This is a genomic window from Streptomyces sp. NPDC046303 (assembly GCF_055588085.1).
Map to the genome: position 1 here is coordinate 60,741 of NZ_JBVJFA010000024.1, position 20,508 is coordinate 81,248.

The window sequence follows — 20,508 nt, forward strand, 5'->3', positions numbered from 1 at the left end:
AGTGAGCAAAGCCGCCGCAGGGCAGAGGGGGTGAGGTCCGGCCGTGTCCGGAACCGGTTCGATCATGGAAGTGGGCGTGCCGTCCGCGCGTTCCCGCGCCCTGGCCGTGCTGCGCGTTCGCAGCAGGGCCCTGGCCGTCGCGCTGCTGCCCGCCGCGCTCGCGGTGGTGCTGGTCGCCGCCCGGATGACGGGCCGGCTGGCTGCCGACCCCTGGCCCGCCGTGACCCTCGCCGTCTGCGCGGTCGCCGCGCTGGTGCTGCTCGTCGGCGGGATCTTCGCCGCCGTGGTGCTGCGGGCGAGCCCCGCCGTGACGCCGACGGTGCCGCTGTCCGAGGCCGCCGCCCCCGACCTCTACCGGCTGGTGCGGGACCTGGCCGACCGGATGAACGTCCCGGCGCCCTCCGCGATAGCGCTGACCCCGGACTGCGACAGCTGGCTCGAGGACCGCACCCACGCGGCCCACCGCCGCGGCGGCGGACGCACATCCGCCGGCATAGCCGGACGTGCCGGTCCGGAGTCCGAGCCCGGCGCCGCCCCCGTGCTGGTCATCGGATCGCCGTTCCTGTGGTGGATGCGGGTCGCCGAGCTGCGCGCCGTGCTCGCCCCGGTCGTCGCCGGTACGGGACCCTCCGCGCACCCCGACATAGCCGACGCACGCGGCTTTGTACGGGGTCTGGACGCCGCCGTGGACGTGGGCGGCCGGCGTGGCCTCGGCTGGATCGCCGGAGGCGCCCGGCTCCTGCTGAGACTGTGCCGGGTGGATGCCGCCGAGATGGAGCGCGGAGTGGCCGCGGCCGCCTCGGACCGTGCACAGGGTGTGGATTACGGACTGCGCATCGTCGCCCAGGAACAGGTCGGCCTCGCCTATGCGGGCTGGGACCGGCTGCTGACCCGGGTCGCGCTGCCCGCCTGGCGGATGGGCCGCTGGCCCGCGCACCTCGATGCCGGGGTGGTCTCCGCACTGACCGAGCTGTCCCGCCGGGACCGGCTCGCCGACGGGTTCACCTCCCGCCTCGGCGAGCGCCCCGCCTGCGACCTGCTGGAGCAGCCGGGCGCGGTCGACGAGGCGGCTTCGCTGCTGGCCGCGCGGCTCTTCCACGGCGGTCCCGCCGAAACCGGGCCGGAATGGTCCCCGGTGGACTGGGCGGCGTATCCGGAAGAGGTCGTGGACCGCACATGGCGCACGGAGGCGGCCCGCCTGCACACGGCGCTGGACGCCCTGACCGTCGCCGCCGCGCCGCCCGCGACCTCCGGCCCCGCGACCTCCGGCCCCGCGACCTCCGTCTCCGCGCCCGCCCCCACCCCCACCCCCGCCGTGGACGGCTTCGCCGGGCCCACGCTGGAGCGGGTGCTGAGCTATCTCGCCGACCCCTCCGGCACGGGCGCCGCCGGGGAGGCGCTGGCCGGACGGCTCAGCGGCGACCTGGCCCGCGAGGAGCGTGCCGCCGGTGCCGCGCACCCCTCGGCCGGGAAGGCGCGCGGAGCGGACGCCGTACCGCTGTTCCCGCTCCAGCCGCCGCGCAGCGGCCGCGACCTGCTGGCGGACCACGTCACGGCGATGGTGTGCTGCGCGGCGGTCGACTCGGCCGGGGCCGCACCCGGCCTGGACTGGCTCGACGGCCCCGTCCTGCTCGTGGGCGGCGCCCGCCGCTCCGACCTCGCGCCCCGCGTGCTGAGCCTGGTCGAGGACGGCGACCCGGAGCCCCTGCGTGACTGGCTCGCGGACCTCGGCGTCCGCCCCGAGAAGCCCGTCCGCCTCGTCTGACGTACGCGCCCCAGGGCCCCGCCCCCCACCTCCCCTGACGCGCTACGGATCGCACACACAACCGGATCCTTAGGTTCCGATCACGTCAATTCGCGACGAACGGTGACGGACTGCGTGCGTTATGTGATGTGCTGGGACCGGCTCGATTGCATGCCCGTTCGGGGGAGCGAGGGAGGGGAGCGGTTATGGGTGCGGACCAGATCCGGCGTTGGGAGTCAGGTGCGCTCGCGCACGCGGTGAACGACCCCTTCGGACAGGGCCCCCTGCCCTGGTTCCGGGGCAGTGAGCTCTACTTCGACGACACCGGCCAGGTCGTCCCCTGGTACGTGGACCCCGCGCTCGCCCCCGGCCAGCTCCCGCGCACCCGCGGCGGCACCGGCGGCCCCCGCACGGCCGACGACGTGCACCGCCAGATCAAGGGCTTCGCCTCCACCGGAGCCGTGGCCCCCGGCGAGGCGATCGACTTCCACATCACCGTCGACCCGCCCCAGCAGTTCTCCGTCGACGTCTACCGCATCGGCCACTACGGCGGCGACGGCGCATCGAAGATCACCACCAGCCCCCGGCTCTCCGGCATCGTCCAGCCGGCCCCGCTCGCCGCCGACCGCACCGTCTCCTGCCACCACTGGTGGCTGTCCTGGCGCCTCCAGGTCCCGTCCTACTGGAGCATCGGGGCGTACGTGGCCGTCCTCACCACCGCCGACGGCTACCGCTCCCACATCCCCTTCACGGTCCGCGACGAGCACCCCGCCGACCTCCTGCTCCTGCTCCCCGACATCACCTGGCAGGCCTACAACCTCTATCCGGAGGACGGCCGCACCGGCGCCAGCCTCTACCACGCCTGGGACGAGGACGGCCGGCTGCTCGGCGAGCAGGACGCGGCGCACACCGTCTCCTTCGACCGCCCCTACGCGGGCGCGGGCCTGCCCCTGCACGTGGGCCACGCCTACGACTTCATCCGCTGGGCCGAGCGCTACGGCTACGACCTCGCCTACGCCGACACCCGCGACCTGCACGCCGGCCGCATCGACCCCACCCGCTACCGCGGCCTGGTCTTCCCCGGCCACGACGAGTACTGGTCCGTCCCCATGCGCCGCACCGTCGAACGCGCCCGCGACCACGGCACCTCCCTCGTCTTCCTCTCCGCCAACACCATGTACTGGCAGGTCGAGCTCGGACCCTCCCCCTCCGGGGTCGAGGACCGGCTCCTGACCTGCCGAAAACGCCGCGGCCCGGGCCGCCCCAGCCTCTGGCGCGAGGTCGACCGCCCGGAGCAGCAACTGCTCGGCATCCAGTACGCGGGACGGGTCCCCGAGCCCGCGCCGCTGATCGTGCGCAACGCCACGCACTGGCTCTGGGACTCCACCGGCGCCGGCGAGAACGACGAACTGCCCGGCCTGGTCGCCGGCGAGGCCGACCGGTACTTCCCGCGCACCCAGCTCCCCGCGCACCAGGACCGGATCCTGCTCGCGCACTCCCCCTACCTCGACAGCGAGGGCCACCGCCGCCACCAGGAGACCTCGCTCTACCGCGCGCCCAGCGGAGCCCTGGTCTTCGCGTCCGGCACCTTCGCCTGGTCCCCGGCGCTCGACCGCCCCGGCCACGTCGACGAGCGGGTACAGCGCGCGACCGCCAACCTCCTCGACCGGATCTGCAAGCGGGACTGAGACCCGCACGACACCCCCGCCTGCCCGAGCGGGCGACCGCGTACGGGAGAATGGGTTTGCGCTTGTACAGACCCACAGGGAGACCCCGTGTCCGGATTCGTCGAAAAGCCCGAGCCGGTTGAGGTTCCCGGCCTCGTCCACCTCCACACCGGCAAGGTCCGCGACCTCTACCGCGACCAGGACGACCGCCTCGTCATGGTCGCCAGCGACCGCATGTCCGCCTTCGACTGGGTGCTGCCCACCGAGATCCCGGACAAGGGCCGCGTGCTGACGCAGCTCTCCCTGTGGTGGTTCGACCAGCTCGCGGACCTCGTCCCGAACCACGTCATCTCCACCGACCTGCCCGCCGGCGCCCCCGCCGACTGGGCGGGCCGCACCCTGATCTGCCGCAACCTCGACATGATCCCCGTCGAGTGCGTGGCCCGCGGCTACCTGACCGGCTCCGGCCTCGCCGAGTACGAGCAGACCCGTACGGTCTGCGGCCTCGCCCTCCCCGAAGGCCTCGTGGACGGCTCCGAGCTGCCCGCCCCGATCTTCACCCCGGCGGCCAAGGCCGCGGTCGGCGAGCACGACGAGAACGTCACCTACGAGGAGGTCGCGCGCACCGCGGGCGCCGAGACGGCCGCCCTGCTGCGCCAGACGACCCTGGCCGTGTACGGCCGCGCCCGGGACATCGCCCGCGAGCGCGGGATCATCCTGGCGGACACCAAGTTCGAGTTCGGCTTCGACCCGAAGGACGGCACGCTGGTCGCCGCCGACGAGGTGCTGACACCGGACTCCTCGCGCTTCTGGCCGGCCGACCTGTGGGAGCCGGGCCACGCGCAGCCGTCCTTCGACAAGCAGTACGTCCGCGACTGGCTGTCCTCCCCGGCCTCCGGCTGGGACCGGAAGGGCGAACTCCCGCCGCCGGCCCTCCCGCAGGAGGTCGTCGAGCAGACCCGCGCCAAGTACGTCGAGGCCTACGAGCGGCTCACCGGCCAGAACTGGTCCTGACAACGGAAGAAGCCCCCGGTCCGAGGACCGGGGGCTTCTTCACTGCTGAGCGGACAACGCGACTCGAACGCGCGACATCCACCTTGGCAAGGTGGTGCTCTACCAACTGAGCTATGTCCGCAGGCGCCGTAAGGCGAGACCTACTATACCCAACCTCGCTCCCGTGCGAGACGCACTGCCGTGTGCCGGTTCTCGGCCCCGAGCTTCGTCGCCGCCGAGGACAGGTAGTTCCGTACGGTCCCCTGCGAGAGCCGGGCCCGCTCCGCGATCTCCGCGACCGGCGCCCCGTCGGCCGCGAACTCCAGGACCTCGGCCTCCCGGGCGGTCAGCGGAGAGTCCCCCGCACTGATCGCGTCGGCCGCCAACTCCGGGTCCACATAACGCCCTCCGGCGTGCACGGTCCGGATCAGCTCGGCCAGCCGCTGCGCCGAGACGGTCTTCGGCGCGAAGGCCCGCACCCCCGCCGCCAGGGCCCGCTTCAGGTGTCCCGGACGGCCGTGACTGGTCACGATCATGCTCTTGCAGTCGGGGAGTTCGGCCCGCAGCGATGTGGCGACACTCACACCGTCCGCCCCCGGCATCTGGAGGTCCAGCACCGCCACGTCCGGCCGGTGCGCCCGCGCCATCGCCAGCGCCTCGGGCCCCGAGGCCGCCTCGGCGACGACCAGCAGGTCGTCCTCCAGGGCCAGCAGGGCGGCCAGCGCCCCGCGGATCAGGTGTTCGTCGTCGGCGAGCAGTACGCGTACGGGGCTCACGCCCGCACCTCCAGTCCTTGCACGTGTGCACTCGGGATCTCGGCGAGCAGCCGGAACCGGCCGCCAGCCGCCGGTCCGGCCTGCAGGGTTCCGTCCAGGACCGCGAGCCGCTCCCGGAGCCCGGCGAGCCCCGATCCGGGCGGCCCGGCGGGACATTCGGGCGCCCCGTCGTTCTCCACCACCAGCGTCACGGCTCCCGCCTCCGGCGCCGTCAGCCGTATCACGCAGTTCTGCGCGTCCCCGTGCCGCAGCACGTTGGTGGTCGCCTCGCGCACCACCCAGCCGAGCGCCGACTGCACCTCGGAGGGCAGCACCCGCCCGGCCTCGACGTCGACCCGGCAGTCCATTCCGGCCGCGCTCAGCACCCCGCGCGCCCCTTCCAGCTCCACCGCGAGGTCCGCCTCCCGGTAGCCGCGCACGACGTCCCGCACCTCTCGCTGGGACTCCTGGGCGATGCGCTGCACCTCGATCATCTGGTCCACCGCCTCCGGGCGTTCGCGCCGCGCCAGCTGGACCGCCAGCTCGCTCTTGAGCGCGATCACCGCCAGATTGCGGCCCATCACGTCGTGCAGGTCCCGGCCGAAGCGCAGCCGCTCCTCGGCGACCGCCAGCCGGGACTGGGCCTCGCGGGAGCGGTCCAGCTCCCAGACGGTCTTGATCAGCCAGATCGTGAAACCGCAGGCCAGCGAGAAGAAGAGGGCGGTGATCAGCACGCCGACCGCGTACCCGAGGGCCTCTCCGGCCGACAGTCCGAGCGCGAGCACCACCAGCCCCGTGCCGCCCGCGAAGGCCGGCCCGACGTACCGCATCTGCCGTACCGAGGGCAGGCACATCACCAGGGCCCCGCTCCCGAAGCCGACCACTCCGCCGACCAGTTGCGGGGCCACCGCCGGATCGGAGAGCCCCCCGTAGGCGCGCAGGGCGAGCACCGTCACGGCGAAGACCGCCGTCAGCACGGCGATGGTGGCCGAGAGCCGGGCCGGACGCTCGCGCCGGCCGACGGCCCAGTCCATCGCCCGCGAGTAGACCACCCCGCACATCACCGCGTGCCCGCACACCAGCAGGGAGAGGGCCAGGGCCACCACGGGCCGCTCGGCGGCCTCGACCGCCACCGGGAGCAGCCCGAACGAGAAGATCTCGATGAGGATGAAGAGGTGGCACGACCAGCGGCAGTACAGCTCGACCTTCTCCGCGCTGTTGCGGTTCTTCCACCACCCGGTCAGTTTCGACACGGTCCCGTCCCCCCGGCTCTCTAGCGGCGCGGTTCCCAGCGGAACCACTTCTGCACAGCAAACACGGTGATCATGACCCAGGCCAGCGTGGTGAGCGCCGCCCCCAGCAGGTCGTGGGCCTGCGCGCCACCGCTCCAGCCGGCCCGCACCAGGGTCATCACCCCGCTGAGCGGCAGCAGTTCGCACACCCGGGCCGCCGCCTCCGGCAGGGTGTCCAGCGGTACGAAGAGCCCCGAGCCGAGCGCGGTCAGCAGGAACAGCGGCAGCGTGGTGAGGCCCGCGCTCTCCACGGTGCGGGTGACGGTGCTGGTCAGCGCGGACATCCCGGCCAGCAGCACGATCCCGGCGAGGACCGCGGGGACGAGCAGCAGCGGGTCGCGCGGCATCCGCACGTCCAGGGCGGCGGCCCCGGCGACCGCGAGGACGGCGATCTGGCCGATGGCGAGGGCGGCGGACGGCAGCGCGGTCCCGGCCAGGATCTCCAGGTCGGTCGCCTCGCCGGTGCGCAGCCGCTTGAGTACGAGCTCCTCGCGCCGGGCCACGTACGCGGAGACCAGGTTCATGTACACGACGAGGAGCAGCACCATGCCGATCCCGCCGGTCAGCGTGGCCTCGCCGACGGCTGCCGCACCCTGCGCCCCGTCCAGGACGGAGCGCAGCACGAGCACCATCAGGAGCGGCATCAGCAGGGCCACGCTCAGCGCCGCCCGGTTGCGCACGAGCAGGGTGAGCTCGCTGCGTCCGAGCGCGGTGAGCCGGCCGCGGTTCAGGGTCGGGACGGGGACCAGGGCCGGGGTCATCGGGCGGCTCCTGCTGGTGCGCGGGCCGGACCGGCCGGGCCGGCCCCGTCCGCGGTGTCCGGGGTGAACGCGGTGTCCGCGGGTTCGCTGCGGCGGCCCTGCGCGATCTCCAGGAAGGCTTCCTCCAGGGAGCCGGACCGGGCCTCGAGCCGGTCCAGCACCACCCCGGAGTCATGGGCCCACCGCAGCAGTTCGGTCAGCGACTCCTGGAGCCGCCCGGTACGGATCTCCACGCGCTGCCCGTAGGCCGCCGCGTGCAGCGACAGCGGGAGCCGGGCCGCCGGCACCCCGTCCGGCAGCGTGCAGCGGATCCGGGCGGGACGGGTGGCGGTCACCTCGGCCGGGGTGCCGGACAGCACGATCTCCCCCTCGTGCAGGATCGCCAGCCGGTCGGCGAGCTCCTCGGCCTCCTCCAGGTAGTGCGTCGTGAGCACCACCGTGGTCCCCCGGTCCCGCAGGTCCCGTACCAGCGCCCAGGTGTCCCGGCGGCCTTCGGGATCCATGCCGGTGGTCGGCTCGTCCAGGAACAGCACCTCGGGCCGCCCCAGCAGGGCCAGCGCCAGGTCGAGGCGCCGCCGTTCACCGCCGGACAGCTGGGTGACCCGTACGGAGGCGCGCGCGTCCAGGCCCACCAGCTCCAGCACCTCCGCCGCGGGCCGGGCGCCGGTGGTGACCCCGCTCCACATCCGCACGGTCTCGGCGACCGAGAGGTCCGAGGGGAATCCGCCCTCCTGGAGCATGACCCCGGTGCGCGGGCGGACCTCGGCCCGCCGCGCGTACGGGTCGAGCCCGAAGACGCGGACCTGCCCACCGCTCGGCGCGGCCAGCCCCTCCAGCAGTTCGACGGTGGAGGTCTTCCCGGCCCCGTTGGTCCCGAGCAGGGCGAATATCTCGCCGCGGGCCACGGAGAAGGAGACGCCCCGTACGGCTTCGAAGCCGCCGGCGTAGCTGCGGCGCAGCTCTGCGACGTCGATCACGGTGTCAGTCATGACTCCAGCCTCACGGCGCCGGGGCGGCCGGGGCAGTGCGCGCTGTCATGACACGCGATGACATTTGTCAGCGCTCGGGACAAGGGAACACGAAGAAGGCCCCGGTCGTGATGACCGGGGCCTTCTCCCTGTGGAGCGGACGACGCGACTCGAACGCGCGACATCCACCTTGGCAAGGTGGTGCTCTACCAACTGAGCTACGTCCGCAGGTTTACTGCGTGCACTGCGTGAACAATGCGTACATCACTCTACCTGATCCACCGTGGTGGTCGGTAAACCGATGCAGAGCGGGTGACAGGGATCGCACACTGCGCCTTCCTCCTGGAAGGAGGATGTTCTGCTACTGAACTACACCCGCACGACCTTCGAGGCTCTGACCTGCGGTCTGGCCCCTCGGCGTGATCCACACACTAGCCGACGGAGGGGGGTGGATGGCAAATCGGCCCTCAGTGCGCGGCGTTGTAGGCCTCGTAGATCTTCTTGGGGATGCGGCCGCGGGGCGGCACCTCGTACTGGTTGGACCGGGCCCAGGCCCGGACGACCGCCGGGTCGGGTGCGATGGACGTGTGCTTGAAGGTCTTCCCCGAGCGCGACTGGCGGCGCCCGGCGGCCACGAAGGGTGCGAGGCCCTTCCGCAGTTTCTTTGCGTTGGCCGCATTGAGGTCGATCTCGTACGACTTTCCGTCCAGAGCGAACACGACCGTTTCCGCCGCTTCTCCGCCATCGATGTCGTCGGAGAGCGTGACTACTACGCGCTGCGCCACGGATATCGGTCCCTTCGTGCGACGCCGCCACCGGCTGACGTGGGGCGATGTCGACTGTGTGGATGTTTCGGGGCAATGCATCATTCAACCGGAATCCCGGGTGATTCCTTTGTACCCCGATTCCCATTGCATTGCGAAGCCCAGTTAATTCTCTCCGCGTGTCCCGCCGCAATCCCGGGCACGAGGTTTTCCGGCGGATTTTGCGAAGCGTTGGTGAAGGCGAAACGGCCCGGTGATCGCGGTTCCGGGATATCTACCCGCGTAGAAATTTCGGCCGGGTACGCTGAGGGAACCGCCTTCGCACCAACCACACACGGGAGTGCCCGATGGCACGCGTCGTAGTCGACGTCATGCTCAAGCCGGAGATCCTCGACCCCCAGGGCCAGGCGGTGCAGCGTGCACTGCCGCGCCTGGGCTTCGAAGGGATCGCCGACGTCCGCCAGGGGAAGCGTTTCGAGCTCGAGGTGGAGGGACCGGTCGACCAGGCCGCCCTCGACCGCATCCACAAGATGGCCGAGACCTTCCTCGCCAACACCGTCATCGAAGACTTCACCGTGAAGGTCGAGGCCTGACGGTGACCACTCGCATCGGAGTCGTCACGTTCCCCGGAACGCTCGACGACCGTGACTCACTGCGCGCCATCCGCCTCGCGGGGGCCGAGCCGGTTTCGCTCTGGCACCGCGACAAGGACCTGCACCAGGTCGACGCGGTCGTCCTCGCGGGCGGCTTCTCCTACGGGGACTACCTGCGCGCCGGAGCCATCTCCCGGTTCTCGCCGGTGATGGACACCATCATCGAGCAGGCCAAGGGCGGCATGCCCGTCCTCGGCATCTGCAACGGCTTCCAGGTCCTCACCGAGGCCCACCTGCTGCCGGGGGCGATGCTCCGCAACAACCACCTGCACTTCATCTGCCGCGAGCAGAAGCTGCGCGTGGAGAACGCGGGGACCTCGTGGACCGGTGACTACACCGCCGGCCAGGAGATCTCCGTACCGCTCAAGAACATGGACGGCCGCTACACCGCCGACGAGCGCACGCTCGACGAACTGGAGGCCGAAGGCCGCGTGGCCTTCCGGTACCTGGACGGCAACCCGAACGGTTCGCTGCGCGACATCGCCGGCATCACCAACGCCGCGGGCAACGTCGTCGGCCTCATGCCCCACCCCGAGCACGCGGTCGAGCCGCTGATCGGGACGGGCCGCACCGACGGCCTCCCGTTCTTCACCTCGGTCCTGAAGAAGCTGGTCAGCGCATGAGCCTCGACACCGTCAAGAACGCCACCGAGACCCCGGACGCCTCCCAGCCCTGGAAGGAGCTCGGCCTCAAGGAGGACGAGTACGCCCGCATCCGGGAGATCCTCGGCCGCCGCCCCACGGGCGCCGAGCTCGCCATGTACTCGGTCATGTGGTCCGAGCACTGCTCGTACAAGAGCAGCAAGGTCCACCTGAAGCAGTTCGGCGAGAAGGTCCCGCAGAACGACGCCATGCTCGTCGGCATCGGCGAGAACGCCGGCGTCGTCGACGTCGGCCAGGGCTACGCCGTCACCTTCAAGGTGGAGTCGCACAACCACCCCTCGTACATCGAGCCCTACCAGGGTGCGGCCACCGGCATCGGCGGCATCGTCCGCGACATCCTCGCGATGGGCGCCCGCCCGGTCGCCGTCGTGGACCCGCTGCGCTTCGGCGCGGCCGACCACCCCGACACCAAGCGCGTCCTGCCGGGCGTGGTCGCGGGCATCGGCGGCTACGGCAACTGCCTGGGCCTGCCCAACATCGGCGGCGAGGTCGTCTTCGACGAGTGCTACCAGGGCAACCCGCTGGTCAACGCCGGCTGCATCGGCGTGATGAAGCACGAGGACATCCACCTCGCCAAGGCCTCCGGCCCCGGCAACAAGGTCATCCTCTACGGCGCCCGCACCGGCGGCGACGGCATCGGCGGCGTCTCCGTGCTGGCCTCGGAGACCTTCGACGACACCAAGCCCACCAAGCGCCCCGCCGTCCAGGTCGGCGACCCCTTCCAGGAGAAGCTCCTCATCGAGTGCACCCTGGAGATCTTCAAGGAGAAGCTCGTCGCGGGCATCCAGGACCTCGGCGGCGCCGGGCTCTCCTGCGCCACCTCCGAGCTCGCCTCCGCCGGCTCCGGCGGCATGCGCGTCGAGCTGGACACCGTGCCGCTGCGCGACGCGACGCTCTCGCCCGAGGAAATCCTCATGAGCGAGTCGCAGGAGCGCATGTGCGCGATCGTCGAGCCGCAGCACGTCGAGCGGTTCATGGAGATCTGCGAGAAGTGGGACGTCATCGCCACCGTCATCGGTGAGGTGACCGACGGCGACCACCTGGAGATCTACTGGCACGGCGAGCAGATCGTGGACGTGCCCCCGGGCACCGTCGCCCACGAGGGCCCCGTCTACAACCGCCCGTACGCGCGCCCCTCCTGGCAGGACGCGCTGCAGGCCGACGACGCCAACAACCTGCCGCGCCCGGCCACTTCGGAGGAACTGCGCGCGCAGGTCCTGGCCCTGGTCTCCTCCCCGAACCAGGCCTCCAAGGCGTGGGTCACCGACCAGTACGACCGCTTCGTGCAGGGCAACACGGTGCTCTCGCAGCCCGAGGACGCGGGCATGGTCCGCATCGACGAGGAGTCCAACCTCGGCGTGGCCATGGCCACCGACGGCAACGGCCGCTACGCCAAGCTCGACCCGTACACGGGCGCGCAGCTGGCACTGGCCGAGTCCTACCGCAACGTGGCCGCGACCGGCGCCAAGCCGCTCGCGATCTCCGACTGCCTGAACTTCGGCTCCCCCGAGGACCCGGACGTCATGTGGCAGTTCGCGGAGGCCTGCCGCGGTCTGGCCGACGGCTGCCTGGAGCTGGGCACCCCGGTGACCGGCGGCAACGTCTCGCTCTACAACCAGACCGGTGACGTCGCCATCCACCCGACCCCGGTCGTGGCGGTCCTCGGCGTGATCGACGACGTCAACCGCCGTACGCCGATGGCGTTCTCGGAGGCCGGCCAGCTGCTGTACCTGCTGGGCGACACGGCCGAGGAGTTCGGCGGCTCGGCCTGGTCGCAGGTCGTCCACGACCACCTCGGCGGCATGCCGCCCAAGGTGGACCTGGGCCGCGAGAAGCTGCTCGCCGAGATCCTGATCTCCGCCTCGCGCGACGGCATGATCGACGCCGCGCACGACCTGTCCGACGGCGGTGTGATCCAGGCGCTCACCGAGTCCTGCCTGCGCGGCGGAAACGGTGCGCGGATCGTGGTCCCGGAGGGCCTGGACGCCTTCACCTTCCTGTTCTCCGAGTCCGCGGGCCGCGCCATCGTGTCCGTCCCGCGCAGCGAGGAGCTCCGCTTCACCGACATGTGCGGTGCGCGCGGCCTGCCGGTCGCCCGCATCGGCGTGGTGGACGGCGAGGAGATCGAGGTGCAGGGCGAGTTCACCCTCCCGCTGGCCGAACTCCGCGAGGCCCACGAGGCGACGATCCCGGCCCTGCTGGCCTGATCCCGCTTTCCGCTTCCGCACGTACGAGGCCCCGTCCACCCCGTGGGCGGGGCCTCGGCGTCGCGGACGGTGCAATGCGGTCAATGTGCTGCTGTGCATCGTCGCCGGAACGCAAGGCGCCGGCCGTGATGGCCCGCAGGGCGGCCGTCACGGCAGCCGAGCGCAACGGCTGCGCCGCCACCGCACCCGAACTGCCCGCCACCCTGCCCGCGCAGGGGCGCACCCTCGGCCCCGCCGAGCAGGGCACCGGCAGCTGCGCCTGGTACGCGGCCTTCCTCCGCGGCCGGGAAGGGCACCGTGATCGCTCCGGCCAAGCGGGACGGGAGGACCGGCTCCTGTACGCCGCGGCCACCCGCCAGGGCCGCCCCCCCGTGCTCGGCATGACCGTGGCCTTCCGCTACGACGGGGTGCTCGGCCCCCGCTTCGACGAGGTGTTCAAGGCCTACGCCACCGAGACGGTGACGCGGCGCGGCTGCACCGGGCTCGTGCTGCCCGGCCCCGAGTAGGGTCGGGACCATGCCGCCCGCCAAGAAGAAGCCGCGCGCCTACGACCCCGCCAAGATCCGCGCCGCGGTCACCGCACAGTTCGGGCATGTCGCCCGGGCCGTCCGGGAGTTGAGCCCCGAGCAGCTGGCGCGGCCGAGCGGGCTCGGGGAGTGGACCGTCGCCGAGCTCGTCGCGCACATCGCGTGGATCGCCGACTCGCTGGCCGCCGGCCTCGCCCGGCCGCCCGCCGCCGTCCCCGAACTGACCGCCGTCGAATGGCCCTTCGCCACCTCCTCCCTCGCCGGGAAGATCTCCGAGGCCGCCCGCGAGACCCTCGCCGGAGCCCCGCTCCCCGAGCTGTACGACCGGGCGGCCGCCGCCATGGCCCGGGCCCTGGAGGCCAACTCGGGCGGGCGCGTGCTGGACCTGTGGATCGGGGACATGACCCTCGCGGACTTCCTGGTCACCCGGACCGTGGAGCTGGTGGTCCACACCGACGACCTGAACCGGGCCGCCGGAGCGGAGATCCCCATCGAACGCCAGGCCCTGGCCGCCTGCACCCGGCTGCTCGCCGACGCCCTCGCGCTCAAGGCCCCGGGCGGTTCGGTCGAGGTGCGGATCCCGCCGTTCGCCGTGGTCCAGTGCATCGAGGGCCCCCGCCACACCCGCGGTACCCCGCCCAACGTGGTCGAGACCGACCCGCTGACCTGGATCCGGCTCGCGACGGGCCGTACCGACTGGGCCACCGCCCTCGACGAAGCGCAGGTCAGCGCCAGCGGCGAGCGGGCCGACCTGTCCGCGCTGCTGCCCCTGATGAGCTGAGCGGAACCGCCCGGGCGCCCGCTCCGTCCCATCGGCATGCGTACCCTCAGGCACCTTCCGGCCGGCCTGGCCCTCGTCCTCGCGCTCTGCGCGTGCGCCCGGTCCGAGGACGGCGGGAGCAGCCCGCTCCCCGACCCCCAGGGCTCCTGGGCCGTCGAGTCCCTCACCACCGGCGGCCGCACCCTGCACGCGCCCGCGGTCGCACGCGTCGACTTCACGCAGGACGAGGCCACGGGCAACTACGGCTGCAACCGCTTCACGGCGAAGGCCGTCTTCGAAGGCACCTCCGCCGTGACCGTGACCCCCGGCGCGAGCACCGCGATGGCCTGCGAGGACCAGGAGTTCGAGATCGCCTTCGCCCAGCTCTTCAAGGGCCGGCTGACCCTCGACCGCGGCCCCGGCCGGCTCACCCTGAAGACCGCCGACGGGAGCACCATCGCCCTGTCCTCCGAGCCACCGGCCCCGGACGCCCCGCTCGCCGCGACCGAGTGGACCGTGGACGGGCTGGCCGACGGCGCGACCGTGTCCTCCGTCCCCGCCGAGGTGGCCGGAAAGGCCCGGTTCACGCTCACCGCCGACGGCGCGGCGAGCGGCAGCCTCGGCTGCAACCGGTTCAGCGCCAAGGCCACCGTGGACGGCCCCTCGGTCACCTTCGGACCGCTCACCACCACCCGGATGGCCTGCGAGGGCCCGGCCGGCGAGGTGGAGCGGACCCTGACCGCGCTCCTCGGCAGCGGCCCGCTCACCTGGAAGATCCAGAGCCAGAACCTGACCCTCACCGCCCCCGGCGGCAAGGGCCTGACCGCCCGGGGCGCGACGGCCGTGGAGTGACGCTTGGCGGGCGGTCCCGGGGCTCCTGCGGGGGCCCGGGAGCAGCGCTTGTACGAATAGCCGTACGGCTGTCGACAAAGGAATGCGGATACCGAGGCGGAGCGGTCCGGTCACCCTCTGTGCTGTGACATTTCCCGGGCATCCCGAATTCGGACCAGTGGTCGACCTCGCCTACACTCAAGGTGTGCCTCGTGGTGATGGACGACTCAACCACGACCTGCTCCCCGGAGAAAAGGGCCCCCAGGACGCTTGCGGCGTCTTCGGTGTCTGGGCTCCGGGTGAAGAGGTCGCCAAGCTCACCTACTTCGGACTGTATGCACTGCAGCACCGCGGACAAGAGTCCGCGGGAATCGCTGTGAGCAACGGTTCCCAGATCCTCGTCTTCAAGGACATGGGCCTCGTTTCCCAGGTCTTCGACGAAACCTCTCTCGGCTCGCTCCAGGGTCATATCGCGGTCGGTCACGCCCGCTACTCGACCACCGGAGCCTCCGTCTGGGAGAACGCTCAGCCCACCTTCCGCGCGACCGCCCACGGCTCCATTGCCCTGGGTCACAACGGCAACCTGGTGAACACCGCCGAGCTTGCCGAGATGGTCGCCGACCTCCCCCGTCAGGACGGCCGTGCCACCCAGGTGGCCGCGACCAACGACACCGACCTGGTCACCGCCCTGCTGGCCGGCCAGACCGACGACGAGGGCAAGCCCCTGACCATCGAGGAGTCGGCCGCCAAGGTCCTCCCGCAGGTCAAGGGCGCCTTCTCGCTGGTGTTCATGGACGAGGGAACCCTCTACACCGCCCGTGACCCGCAGGGCATCCGCCCGCTGGTCCTCGGCCGCCTGGAGCGCGGCTGGGTGGTCGCGAGCGAGACGGCCGCCCTCGACATCTGCGGCGCCAGCTTCGTCCGCGAGGTCGAGCCGGGTGAGCTCATCGCGATCGACGAGAACGGCCTGCGGACGTCCCGATTCGCGGAAGCGAAGCCCAAGGGCTGTGTCTTCGAGTACGTCTACCTGGCGCGCCCGGACACCGACATCGCCGGCCGGAACGTCTACCTCTCGCGTGTCGAGATGGGCCGGCGCCTGGCCAAGGAAGCCCCGGTCGACGCCGACCTGGTCATAGCGACGCCGGAGTCGGGCACGCCCGCCGCCGTCGGCTACGCCGAGGCCAGCGGGATCCCGTACGGCTCCGGCCTGGTCAAGAACGCCTACGTCGGCCGGACCTTCATCCAGCCCTCGCAGACGATCCGCCAGCTCGGCATCCGCCTGAAGCTCAACCCCCTCAAGGAAGTCATCCGGGGCAAGCGCCTGGTGGTCGTCGACGACTCGATCGTCCGCGGCAACACCCAGCGCGCCCTGGTCAAGATGCTCCGCGAGGCCGGCGCGGCGGAGGTCCACATCCGGATCTCCTCGCCGCCGGTGAAGTGGCCGTGCTTCTTCGGCATCGACTTCGCCACCCGGGCCGAGCTGATTGCCAACGGCATGACGGTCGACGAGATCGCCACGTCGCTCGGCGCGGACTCGCTCTCGTACATCTCGCTCGACGCGATGATCGAGGCGACGACCATCCAGAAGCCCAACCTCTGCCGTGCCTGCTTCGACGGCGAGTACCCGATGGAGCTGCCCGACCCGCAGCTCCTGGGCAAGCAGCTCCTGGAGACCGAGCTCGCGGGCGGCACGGACGCGGCCGACGCGCTGCGCCGTCCGTAACCTTCGCTCCACCTGCGCCGGGCCCTGTCCTTCAGGCCCATGGGAACCCAGGCGGTCCCGGGGCCCGGCACCCACAGCAGTAACGACACGAAAGCTCTCCCTGTCATGACAGAGAAGACCACCGGTGCCAGCTACGCAGCCGCGGGTGTGGACATCGAAGCGGGAGACCGCGCCGTCGAGCTGATGAAGGAGTGGGTGAAGAAGACGCAGCGCCCCGAGGTCCTCGGCGGCCTCGGCGGTTTCGCCGGCCTCTTCGACGCCTCCGCCCTCAAGCGCTACGAGCGCCCGCTGCTCGCCTCCGCCACCGACGGGGTCGGCACCAAGGTCGACATCGCCCGCCGGCTCGGCGTGTACGACACCATCGGCCACGACCTCGTGGCGATGGTCATGGACGACATCGTCGTCTGCGGCGCCGAGCCGCTCTTCATGACCGACTACATCTGCGTCGGCAAGGTCCACCCCGAGCGTGTCGCGGCCATCGTCAAGGGCATCGCGGAGGGCTGCGTCCTCGCCGGCTGCGCCCTGGTCGGCGGCGAGACCGCCGAGCACCCGGGCCTGCTGGGCCCGGACGACTTCGACGTGGCGGGCGCCGGCACCGGCGTGGTCGAATACGACCGGCTGCTCGGCGCGGATCGCATCCGTAAGGGTGACGCCGTCATCGCGATGGCTTCGTCCGGCCTTCACTCGAACGGGTACTCGCTGGTCCGGCACGTGCTCTTCGACCGGGCCGGGATGTCCCTGGAGCAGGAGATCGCGGAGTTCGGCCGCACCCTCGGCGAGGAGCTCCTGGAGCCCACCAAGATCTACTCGCTGGACTGCCTGGCCCTCACCCGGACGGCCGAGGTGCACGCCTTCTCGCACATCACCGGCGGCGGTCTGGCGGCGAACCTGGCCCGGGTCATCCCGGACCACCTGCACGCCGCGGTCGACCGTTCGACCTGGGCCCCCGGCGCGGTCTTCGACCTGGTCGGCAAGGCCGGCCGGGTCGAGCAGCTGGAGCTGGAGAAGACGCTGAACATGGGCGTCGGCATGATGGCGGTCGTCCCCGCCGAGTCGGTGGACGTGGCCCTGACCGCGCTGGCCGACCGGGGCGTCGACTCCTGGGTCGCCGGTGAGATCGTCGAGCGCGGCGAGCACACCGAGGGATCGACCCTGACCGGTTCCTACGCGAGCTGAGCAGCACTGAAACCCGGCCCGGGGCGATGCCCTGGACCGGGTTTCAGTCTTTGACCTTGTTGTGCAGACGCCCTCGAGAAAGCGTCAAGCGCCGCGACGCTGTGCCGACGGACCGGACTCCTCGTCCTCGTCGTCGTCATCGCTGTTGTAGAGATCCGCGTACTTGGCGTACGGGTCGTCGTCGTCCAGATCGTCATCGACTTCGACCGGCTCGCTGATCTGCAGCGGCTCTGTCGGCGATGCGCCCAGCTCATTGGCCAGACGCGAGAGGTCAGTCCCGCCGCTGTTGTACTTCAGCTGGCGGGCGACCTTTGTCTGCTTGGCCTTGGCCCGGCCGCGCCCCATGGCTCGACCCCCTCGGTGACGGGGCTCGACGGCCCCAGAGTCTGACACGCGTTCATGGTTCGGAGCGGGCTCTCCGTGGAGAGACCGTCCGTAGGGGTTTAACGGTACCTGCTTCCGCGGCCATACGGTACGCCGCCCGCATGACGCGCCCCGGTGCAGAACCAACAAGGCGCCCCGTCCTCGCTGGTCAACCGCGATTTTAACGCTTTCCTGGCCCGCGACCCGCCGAAGTGCAGTGAGTTCTGTCTCCCCGCACCCCGGCGGGCGCGCCCAGGTGCCCCGCTACGGGTCAGACCTGGCGGGCGGAGCGGGCGTCGGCCATGCGCTGTTCCGCGATCCGGTCGGCCGCGGCGGCCGGCGGGATACCGTCCATCTTCGCGCGAGCAAAGATCTCCAGGGTGGTGTCGAAGATCTTCGCGGCCTTGGCCTTGCACCGGTCGAAGTCGAAACCGACCAGCTCGTCGGCCACCTGGATCACGCCGCCCGCGTTGACCACGTAGTCCGGGGCGTAGAGGATCCCGCGGTCCTGGAGGTCCTTCTCGATGCCCGGGTGTGCGAGCTGGTTGTTGGCCGCACCGCAGACGATCTTGGCGGTGAGGGCCGGCACGGTCTCGTCGTCCAGGGCGCCGCCGAGCGCGCACGGGGCGTAGATGTCCAGGCCCTCGACGCGGATCAGCGCGTCCGTGTCGGCGACCGCGGTGACCTTGCCCGGGTGCTTGTCGAGGATCCGCTGGACGGACTCCTCGCGCACGTCCGTGATCACGACCTCGGCGCCGTCCTCCAGCAGGTGCTCGACCAGGTAGTGGCCGACCTTGCCGACGCCGGCGACGCCGACCTTGCGGCCGCGCAGGGTCGGGTCGCCCCACAGGTGCTGGGCGCTGGCGCGCATGCCCTGGAAGACGCCGAAGGCGGTGAGCACCGAGGAGTCGCCGGCGCCGCCGTTCTCGGGGGAGCGGCCGGTCGCCCAGCGGGTCTCGCGGGCCACGACGTCCATGTCCGCCACGTAGGTGCCGACGTCGCAGGCGGTCACGTAGCGGCCGCCGAGGGACTCCACGAACCGGCCGTAGGCCAGCAGCAGTTCCTCGGACTTCAACACGTCCGGGTCGCCGATGATGACGGCCTTGCCGCCGCCCAGGTCGAGTCCGGCGAGGGCGTTCTTGTACGACATGCCGCGCGAGAGGTTCAGCGCGTCGAGGACGGCCTCCTCGTCCGAGGCGTACGCGTGGAAGCGCGTGCCGCCGAGGGCGGGGCCCAGGGCGGTGGAGTGGATCGCGATGACGGCCTTCAGGCCGGTGGCTCGGTCCTGGCACAGCACGACTTGCTCGTGGCCGCCCTGCTCCGTACGGAACAGGGTGTGCAGGACGCCGTCGGTCATTTCGGTCACGGTGGTGACTCCCATGGAAGAGATGCGGCGCGGAAGTGACGCCCGCCCTGCGGGTGGGGGAGGGCGTGCTGGGAGCAGCGTAAGACCTGTGGGGGGTGCGGGGACCGCCTGTCCGAGGATCGGAACACTCCCGTGTCACTGGAGCGCCTGAGGTAGCGGAGCCGCAAAAAGGGGAGTACGAGAGCGTGAGCGAATCTCCCGATCCCCTGCTGCCCTCCGCGCGTTCGGCGCCGGCCGTCCCGTATGCCTCCTACCTGCGAGTCTACGAGCCCCTCGGGGCCTTTCCGGAGTCGGAACGGGCGCACTGGTCCGCCTACGCCCGCCGCGGGACGGCGCCGACCGCGCAGGACGAACTGCGCCGGTCGCTCACCGATTTGGTACGGGTGCCCGTGGTGGGCGTGCCGGCCCACGAGAGCGCGGACGCCTTCACCGCGGAGGTGGACGGGGTGCTGCTGGTCTGTCCGTGGCGCACCCGGCTCCGCGGCTGGCTGGCGCTCCAGGAGCTGGTCGAGTGGTTCCCGCGGCCGGTGCTGGACGCGGCGCTGCCGCCGCTGGTGCGCGAACGGGCCGCCGAGGAGTACGAGCGCTGGCGCGAGCGGAATCCGGACGCGCGCCCGTGGATCCGTACGGGGGTGTGGCAGGTCCCGCTGCGCTGGTTCGTGCTGGTGGCGGACCAGGAGCGGGAGTACGTGCCGGGCGAGCGGCTGCGCTACCGGACGCCGATGGTGCAGGCGCGGCGGCGCCTGGCGCGCGCCCTGCGGACCCTGCGGGAGGCCGACGGGTACGGGGGGCTCGCCGAGGGTCTGGTGGAGGTCGGGAGCTGGCTGGAGGAGTTCCATCCGCGTTCGATGGTCGAACTGGACTACGGCGGGCTGCTGCACGCCCTGCCGGCGGACCGGCTGGCGGAGGACCGCTCGGCGGGGGAGCTGGCGGAGGGGATCGCGGCCTTGCGCGCGGGGGACGCGGAGGGCGCGGCCGAGGTCTATGAGGAGCTGGCGGAACGGTGGCGGGCGGTCCGGGAGAGACTGTTCGCGAACTGAGGGCCGGGAGGCCGGCCGTGTTCTGATGGTGCTCCGATCGGTCCGGGAGCACCCGTACGTACCCCCGCGTATCGGTCTTTCGGTTATAACTGGCTGATCAGGGGCTTGATCATGCCTTTAAGGACGGAGTACCAGGACCTTCGTCCCGATACGGGCCATTGGCCCAAGGGTGACGGACCGCACTAACCACACCCTTGCGCCCTTCCCCTACCCTCGTGCCAAAATAGGACAAGGAGTCCGGGGAGGGTTCCTTCCG

General features: G+C 71.7%; 19 protein-coding genes and 3 tRNA genes. 12 read left to right on the top strand and 10 right to left on the bottom strand.

Annotated elements, in window-relative coordinates; genetic code table 11:
- Positions 1-43 precede the first annotated feature (43 nt).
- The 3 genes from ACZ6I1_RS24170 (at position 44) to ACZ6I1_RS24180 (ending at position 4,425) form a co-directional block, all read left to right on the top strand.
- Complete coding sequence (locus ACZ6I1_RS24170; RefSeq protein ID WP_469290388.1) at positions 44-1,765, top strand: hypothetical protein; 1,722 nt, start codon at positions 44-46, stop codon at positions 1,763-1,765.
- 185 nt (positions 1,766-1,950) lie between these two features.
- Positions 1,951-3,432 carry a N,N-dimethylformamidase beta subunit family domain-containing protein gene (locus ACZ6I1_RS24175; protein WP_469290390.1) on the top strand — a complete coding sequence of 494 codons (1,482 nt, stop codon included), beginning with the start codon at positions 1,951-1,953 and terminating at the stop codon, positions 3,430-3,432.
- Between the two features lie 87 nt (positions 3,433-3,519).
- Positions 3,520-4,425 carry a phosphoribosylaminoimidazolesuccinocarboxamide synthase gene (locus ACZ6I1_RS24180; protein WP_469290392.1) on the top strand — a complete coding sequence of 302 codons (906 nt, stop codon included), beginning with the start codon at positions 3,520-3,522 and terminating at the stop codon, positions 4,423-4,425.
- 48 nt (positions 4,426-4,473) lie between these two features.
- On the opposite strand, the gene ACZ6I1_RS24185 is transcribed toward ACZ6I1_RS24180, so the two are convergent.
- The 8 genes from ACZ6I1_RS24185 to ACZ6I1_RS24220 all read right to left on the bottom strand — a co-directional run bounded on the left by ACZ6I1_RS24185 (position 4,474) and on the right by ACZ6I1_RS24220 (position 8,965).
- A tRNA-Gly gene (locus ACZ6I1_RS24185) sits at positions 4,474-4,546 on the bottom strand.
- Positions 4,547-4,568: 22 nt separating this feature from the next.
- The gene (locus tag ACZ6I1_RS24190; protein ID WP_469290394.1) at positions 4,569-5,180 is read right to left on the bottom strand and encodes a response regulator; all 612 of its coding nucleotides are present in this window, start codon (positions 5,178-5,180) and stop codon (positions 4,569-4,571) included.
- The gene (locus ACZ6I1_RS24195; protein WP_469290397.1) at positions 5,177-6,412 is read right to left on the bottom strand and encodes a sensor histidine kinase; all 1,236 of its coding nucleotides are present in this window, start codon (positions 6,410-6,412) and stop codon (positions 5,177-5,179) included. The genes ACZ6I1_RS24190 and ACZ6I1_RS24195 overlap by 4 nt, the downstream gene beginning before the upstream one ends.
- Before the next feature lie 20 nt (positions 6,413-6,432).
- On the bottom strand, positions 6,433-7,212 hold the full coding sequence (locus ACZ6I1_RS24200) for an ABC transporter permease (RefSeq protein WP_469290399.1): 780 nt from the start codon (positions 7,210-7,212) through the stop codon (positions 6,433-6,435).
- Positions 7,209-8,201, bottom strand: a complete 993-nt coding sequence (locus ACZ6I1_RS24205) for an ABC transporter ATP-binding protein (RefSeq protein ID WP_469290401.1) — start codon at positions 8,199-8,201, stop codon at positions 7,209-7,211. The genes ACZ6I1_RS24200 and ACZ6I1_RS24205 overlap by 4 nt, the downstream gene beginning before the upstream one ends.
- 131 nt (positions 8,202-8,332) lie before the next feature.
- Positions 8,333-8,408: transfer RNA gene (locus ACZ6I1_RS24210), tRNA-Gly, on the bottom strand.
- Positions 8,409-8,487: 79 nt separating this feature from the next.
- Positions 8,488-8,559 (bottom strand) — tRNA-Gly (locus ACZ6I1_RS24215).
- An 88-nt stretch (positions 8,560-8,647) separates the two neighbouring features.
- Complete coding sequence (locus ACZ6I1_RS24220) at positions 8,648-8,965, bottom strand: histone-like nucleoid-structuring protein Lsr2 (protein ID WP_469290403.1); 318 nt, start codon at positions 8,963-8,965, stop codon at positions 8,648-8,650.
- A gap of 326 nt (positions 8,966-9,291) precedes the next feature.
- Here ACZ6I1_RS24220 and purS point away from each other — a divergent pair, with 326 nt between their 5' ends.
- From purS to purM, 8 genes are all read left to right on the top strand, one after another.
- The gene (gene purS, locus ACZ6I1_RS24225; RefSeq protein ID WP_030009438.1) at positions 9,292-9,537 is read left to right on the top strand and encodes a phosphoribosylformylglycinamidine synthase subunit PurS; all 246 of its coding nucleotides are present in this window, start codon (positions 9,292-9,294) and stop codon (positions 9,535-9,537) included.
- A gap of 2 nt (positions 9,538-9,539) precedes the next feature.
- The gene (gene purQ / locus ACZ6I1_RS24230) at positions 9,540-10,220 is read left to right on the top strand and encodes a phosphoribosylformylglycinamidine synthase subunit PurQ (protein WP_469290405.1); all 681 of its coding nucleotides are present in this window, start codon (positions 9,540-9,542) and stop codon (positions 10,218-10,220) included.
- Positions 10,217-12,466, top strand: a complete 2,250-nt coding sequence (gene purL / locus ACZ6I1_RS24235; RefSeq protein ID WP_469290407.1) for a phosphoribosylformylglycinamidine synthase subunit PurL — start codon at positions 10,217-10,219, stop codon at positions 12,464-12,466. Before purQ ends, purL begins: the two co-directional genes overlap by 4 nt.
- A 125-nt stretch (positions 12,467-12,591) precedes the next feature.
- A complete protein-coding gene (locus ACZ6I1_RS24240; protein WP_469290410.1) occupies positions 12,592-12,972 on the top strand; it encodes a hypothetical protein in 381 nt (126 codons plus the stop codon).
- 10 nt (positions 12,973-12,982) lie between these two features.
- Entirely contained in the window at positions 12,983-13,774 is a 792-nt protein-coding gene (locus tag ACZ6I1_RS24245; protein WP_469290411.1) for a maleylpyruvate isomerase family mycothiol-dependent enzyme, read from the top strand.
- 36 nt (positions 13,775-13,810) lie between these two features.
- The gene (locus tag ACZ6I1_RS24250; protein WP_469290413.1) at positions 13,811-14,605 is read left to right on the top strand and encodes an META domain-containing protein; all 795 of its coding nucleotides are present in this window, start codon (positions 13,811-13,813) and stop codon (positions 14,603-14,605) included.
- A 184-nt stretch (positions 14,606-14,789) separates the two neighbouring features.
- Positions 14,790-16,307 (top strand): amidophosphoribosyltransferase, encoded by a 1,518-nt coding sequence (gene purF, locus ACZ6I1_RS24255; protein ID WP_362389699.1) that lies wholly within the window; start codon positions 14,790-14,792, stop codon positions 16,305-16,307.
- Between the two features lie 105 nt (positions 16,308-16,412).
- Entirely contained in the window at positions 16,413-17,483 is a 1,071-nt protein-coding gene (purM, locus tag ACZ6I1_RS24260) for a phosphoribosylformylglycinamidine cyclo-ligase (RefSeq protein WP_469290416.1), read from the top strand.
- An 84-nt stretch (positions 17,484-17,567) separates the two neighbouring features.
- Here the strand turns inward: purM and ACZ6I1_RS24265 are convergent, their stop codons facing one another.
- Positions 17,568-17,828: a DUF3073 domain-containing protein gene (locus tag ACZ6I1_RS24265; protein WP_069921195.1), complete on the bottom strand. Its 261-nt coding sequence runs from the start codon at positions 17,826-17,828 to the stop codon at positions 17,568-17,570.
- A 289-nt stretch (positions 17,829-18,117) separates the two neighbouring features.
- Positions 18,118-19,212, bottom strand: a complete 1,095-nt coding sequence (locus tag ACZ6I1_RS24270) for a Leu/Phe/Val dehydrogenase (RefSeq protein ID WP_469290417.1) — start codon at positions 19,210-19,212, stop codon at positions 18,118-18,120.
- Between the two features lie 185 nt (positions 19,213-19,397).
- Between ACZ6I1_RS24270 and ACZ6I1_RS24275 the strand changes: the two genes are divergently transcribed.
- Positions 19,398-20,252, top strand: coding sequence for a DUF8083 family protein (locus ACZ6I1_RS24275; RefSeq protein WP_469290419.1), 855 nt, complete (start codon positions 19,398-19,400; stop codon positions 20,250-20,252).
- Positions 20,253-20,508: the final 256 nt, after the last annotated feature.

Bases quoted from the DNA above. Each gene is read 5' to 3' on its own strand.
- ACZ6I1_RS24175 (WP_469290390.1), top strand. From the start codon at position 1,951: ATGGGTGCGGACCAGATCCGGCGTTGGGAGTCAGGTGCGCTCGCGCAC.
- ACZ6I1_RS24200 (WP_469290399.1), bottom strand. From the start codon at position 7,212: ATGACCCCGGCCCTGGTCCCCGTCCCGACCCTGAACCGCGGCCGGCTC.
- ACZ6I1_RS24205 (WP_469290401.1), bottom strand. From the start codon at position 8,201: ATGACTGACACCGTGATCGACGTCGCAGAGCTGCGCCGCAGCTACGCC.
- purS (WP_030009438.1), top strand. From the start codon at position 9,292: ATGGCACGCGTCGTAGTCGACGTCATGCTCAAGCCGGAGATCCTCGAC.
- purL (WP_469290407.1), top strand. From the start codon at position 10,217: ATGAGCCTCGACACCGTCAAGAACGCCACCGAGACCCCGGACGCCTCC.
- ACZ6I1_RS24245 (WP_469290411.1), top strand. From the start codon at position 12,983: ATGCCGCCCGCCAAGAAGAAGCCGCGCGCCTACGACCCCGCCAAGATC.
- ACZ6I1_RS24250 (WP_469290413.1), top strand. From the start codon at position 13,811: ATGCGTACCCTCAGGCACCTTCCGGCCGGCCTGGCCCTCGTCCTCGCG.
- purM (WP_469290416.1), top strand. From the start codon at position 16,413: ATGACAGAGAAGACCACCGGTGCCAGCTACGCAGCCGCGGGTGTGGAC.
- ACZ6I1_RS24265 (WP_069921195.1), bottom strand. From the start codon at position 17,828: ATGGGGCGCGGCCGGGCCAAGGCCAAGCAGACAAAGGTCGCCCGCCAG.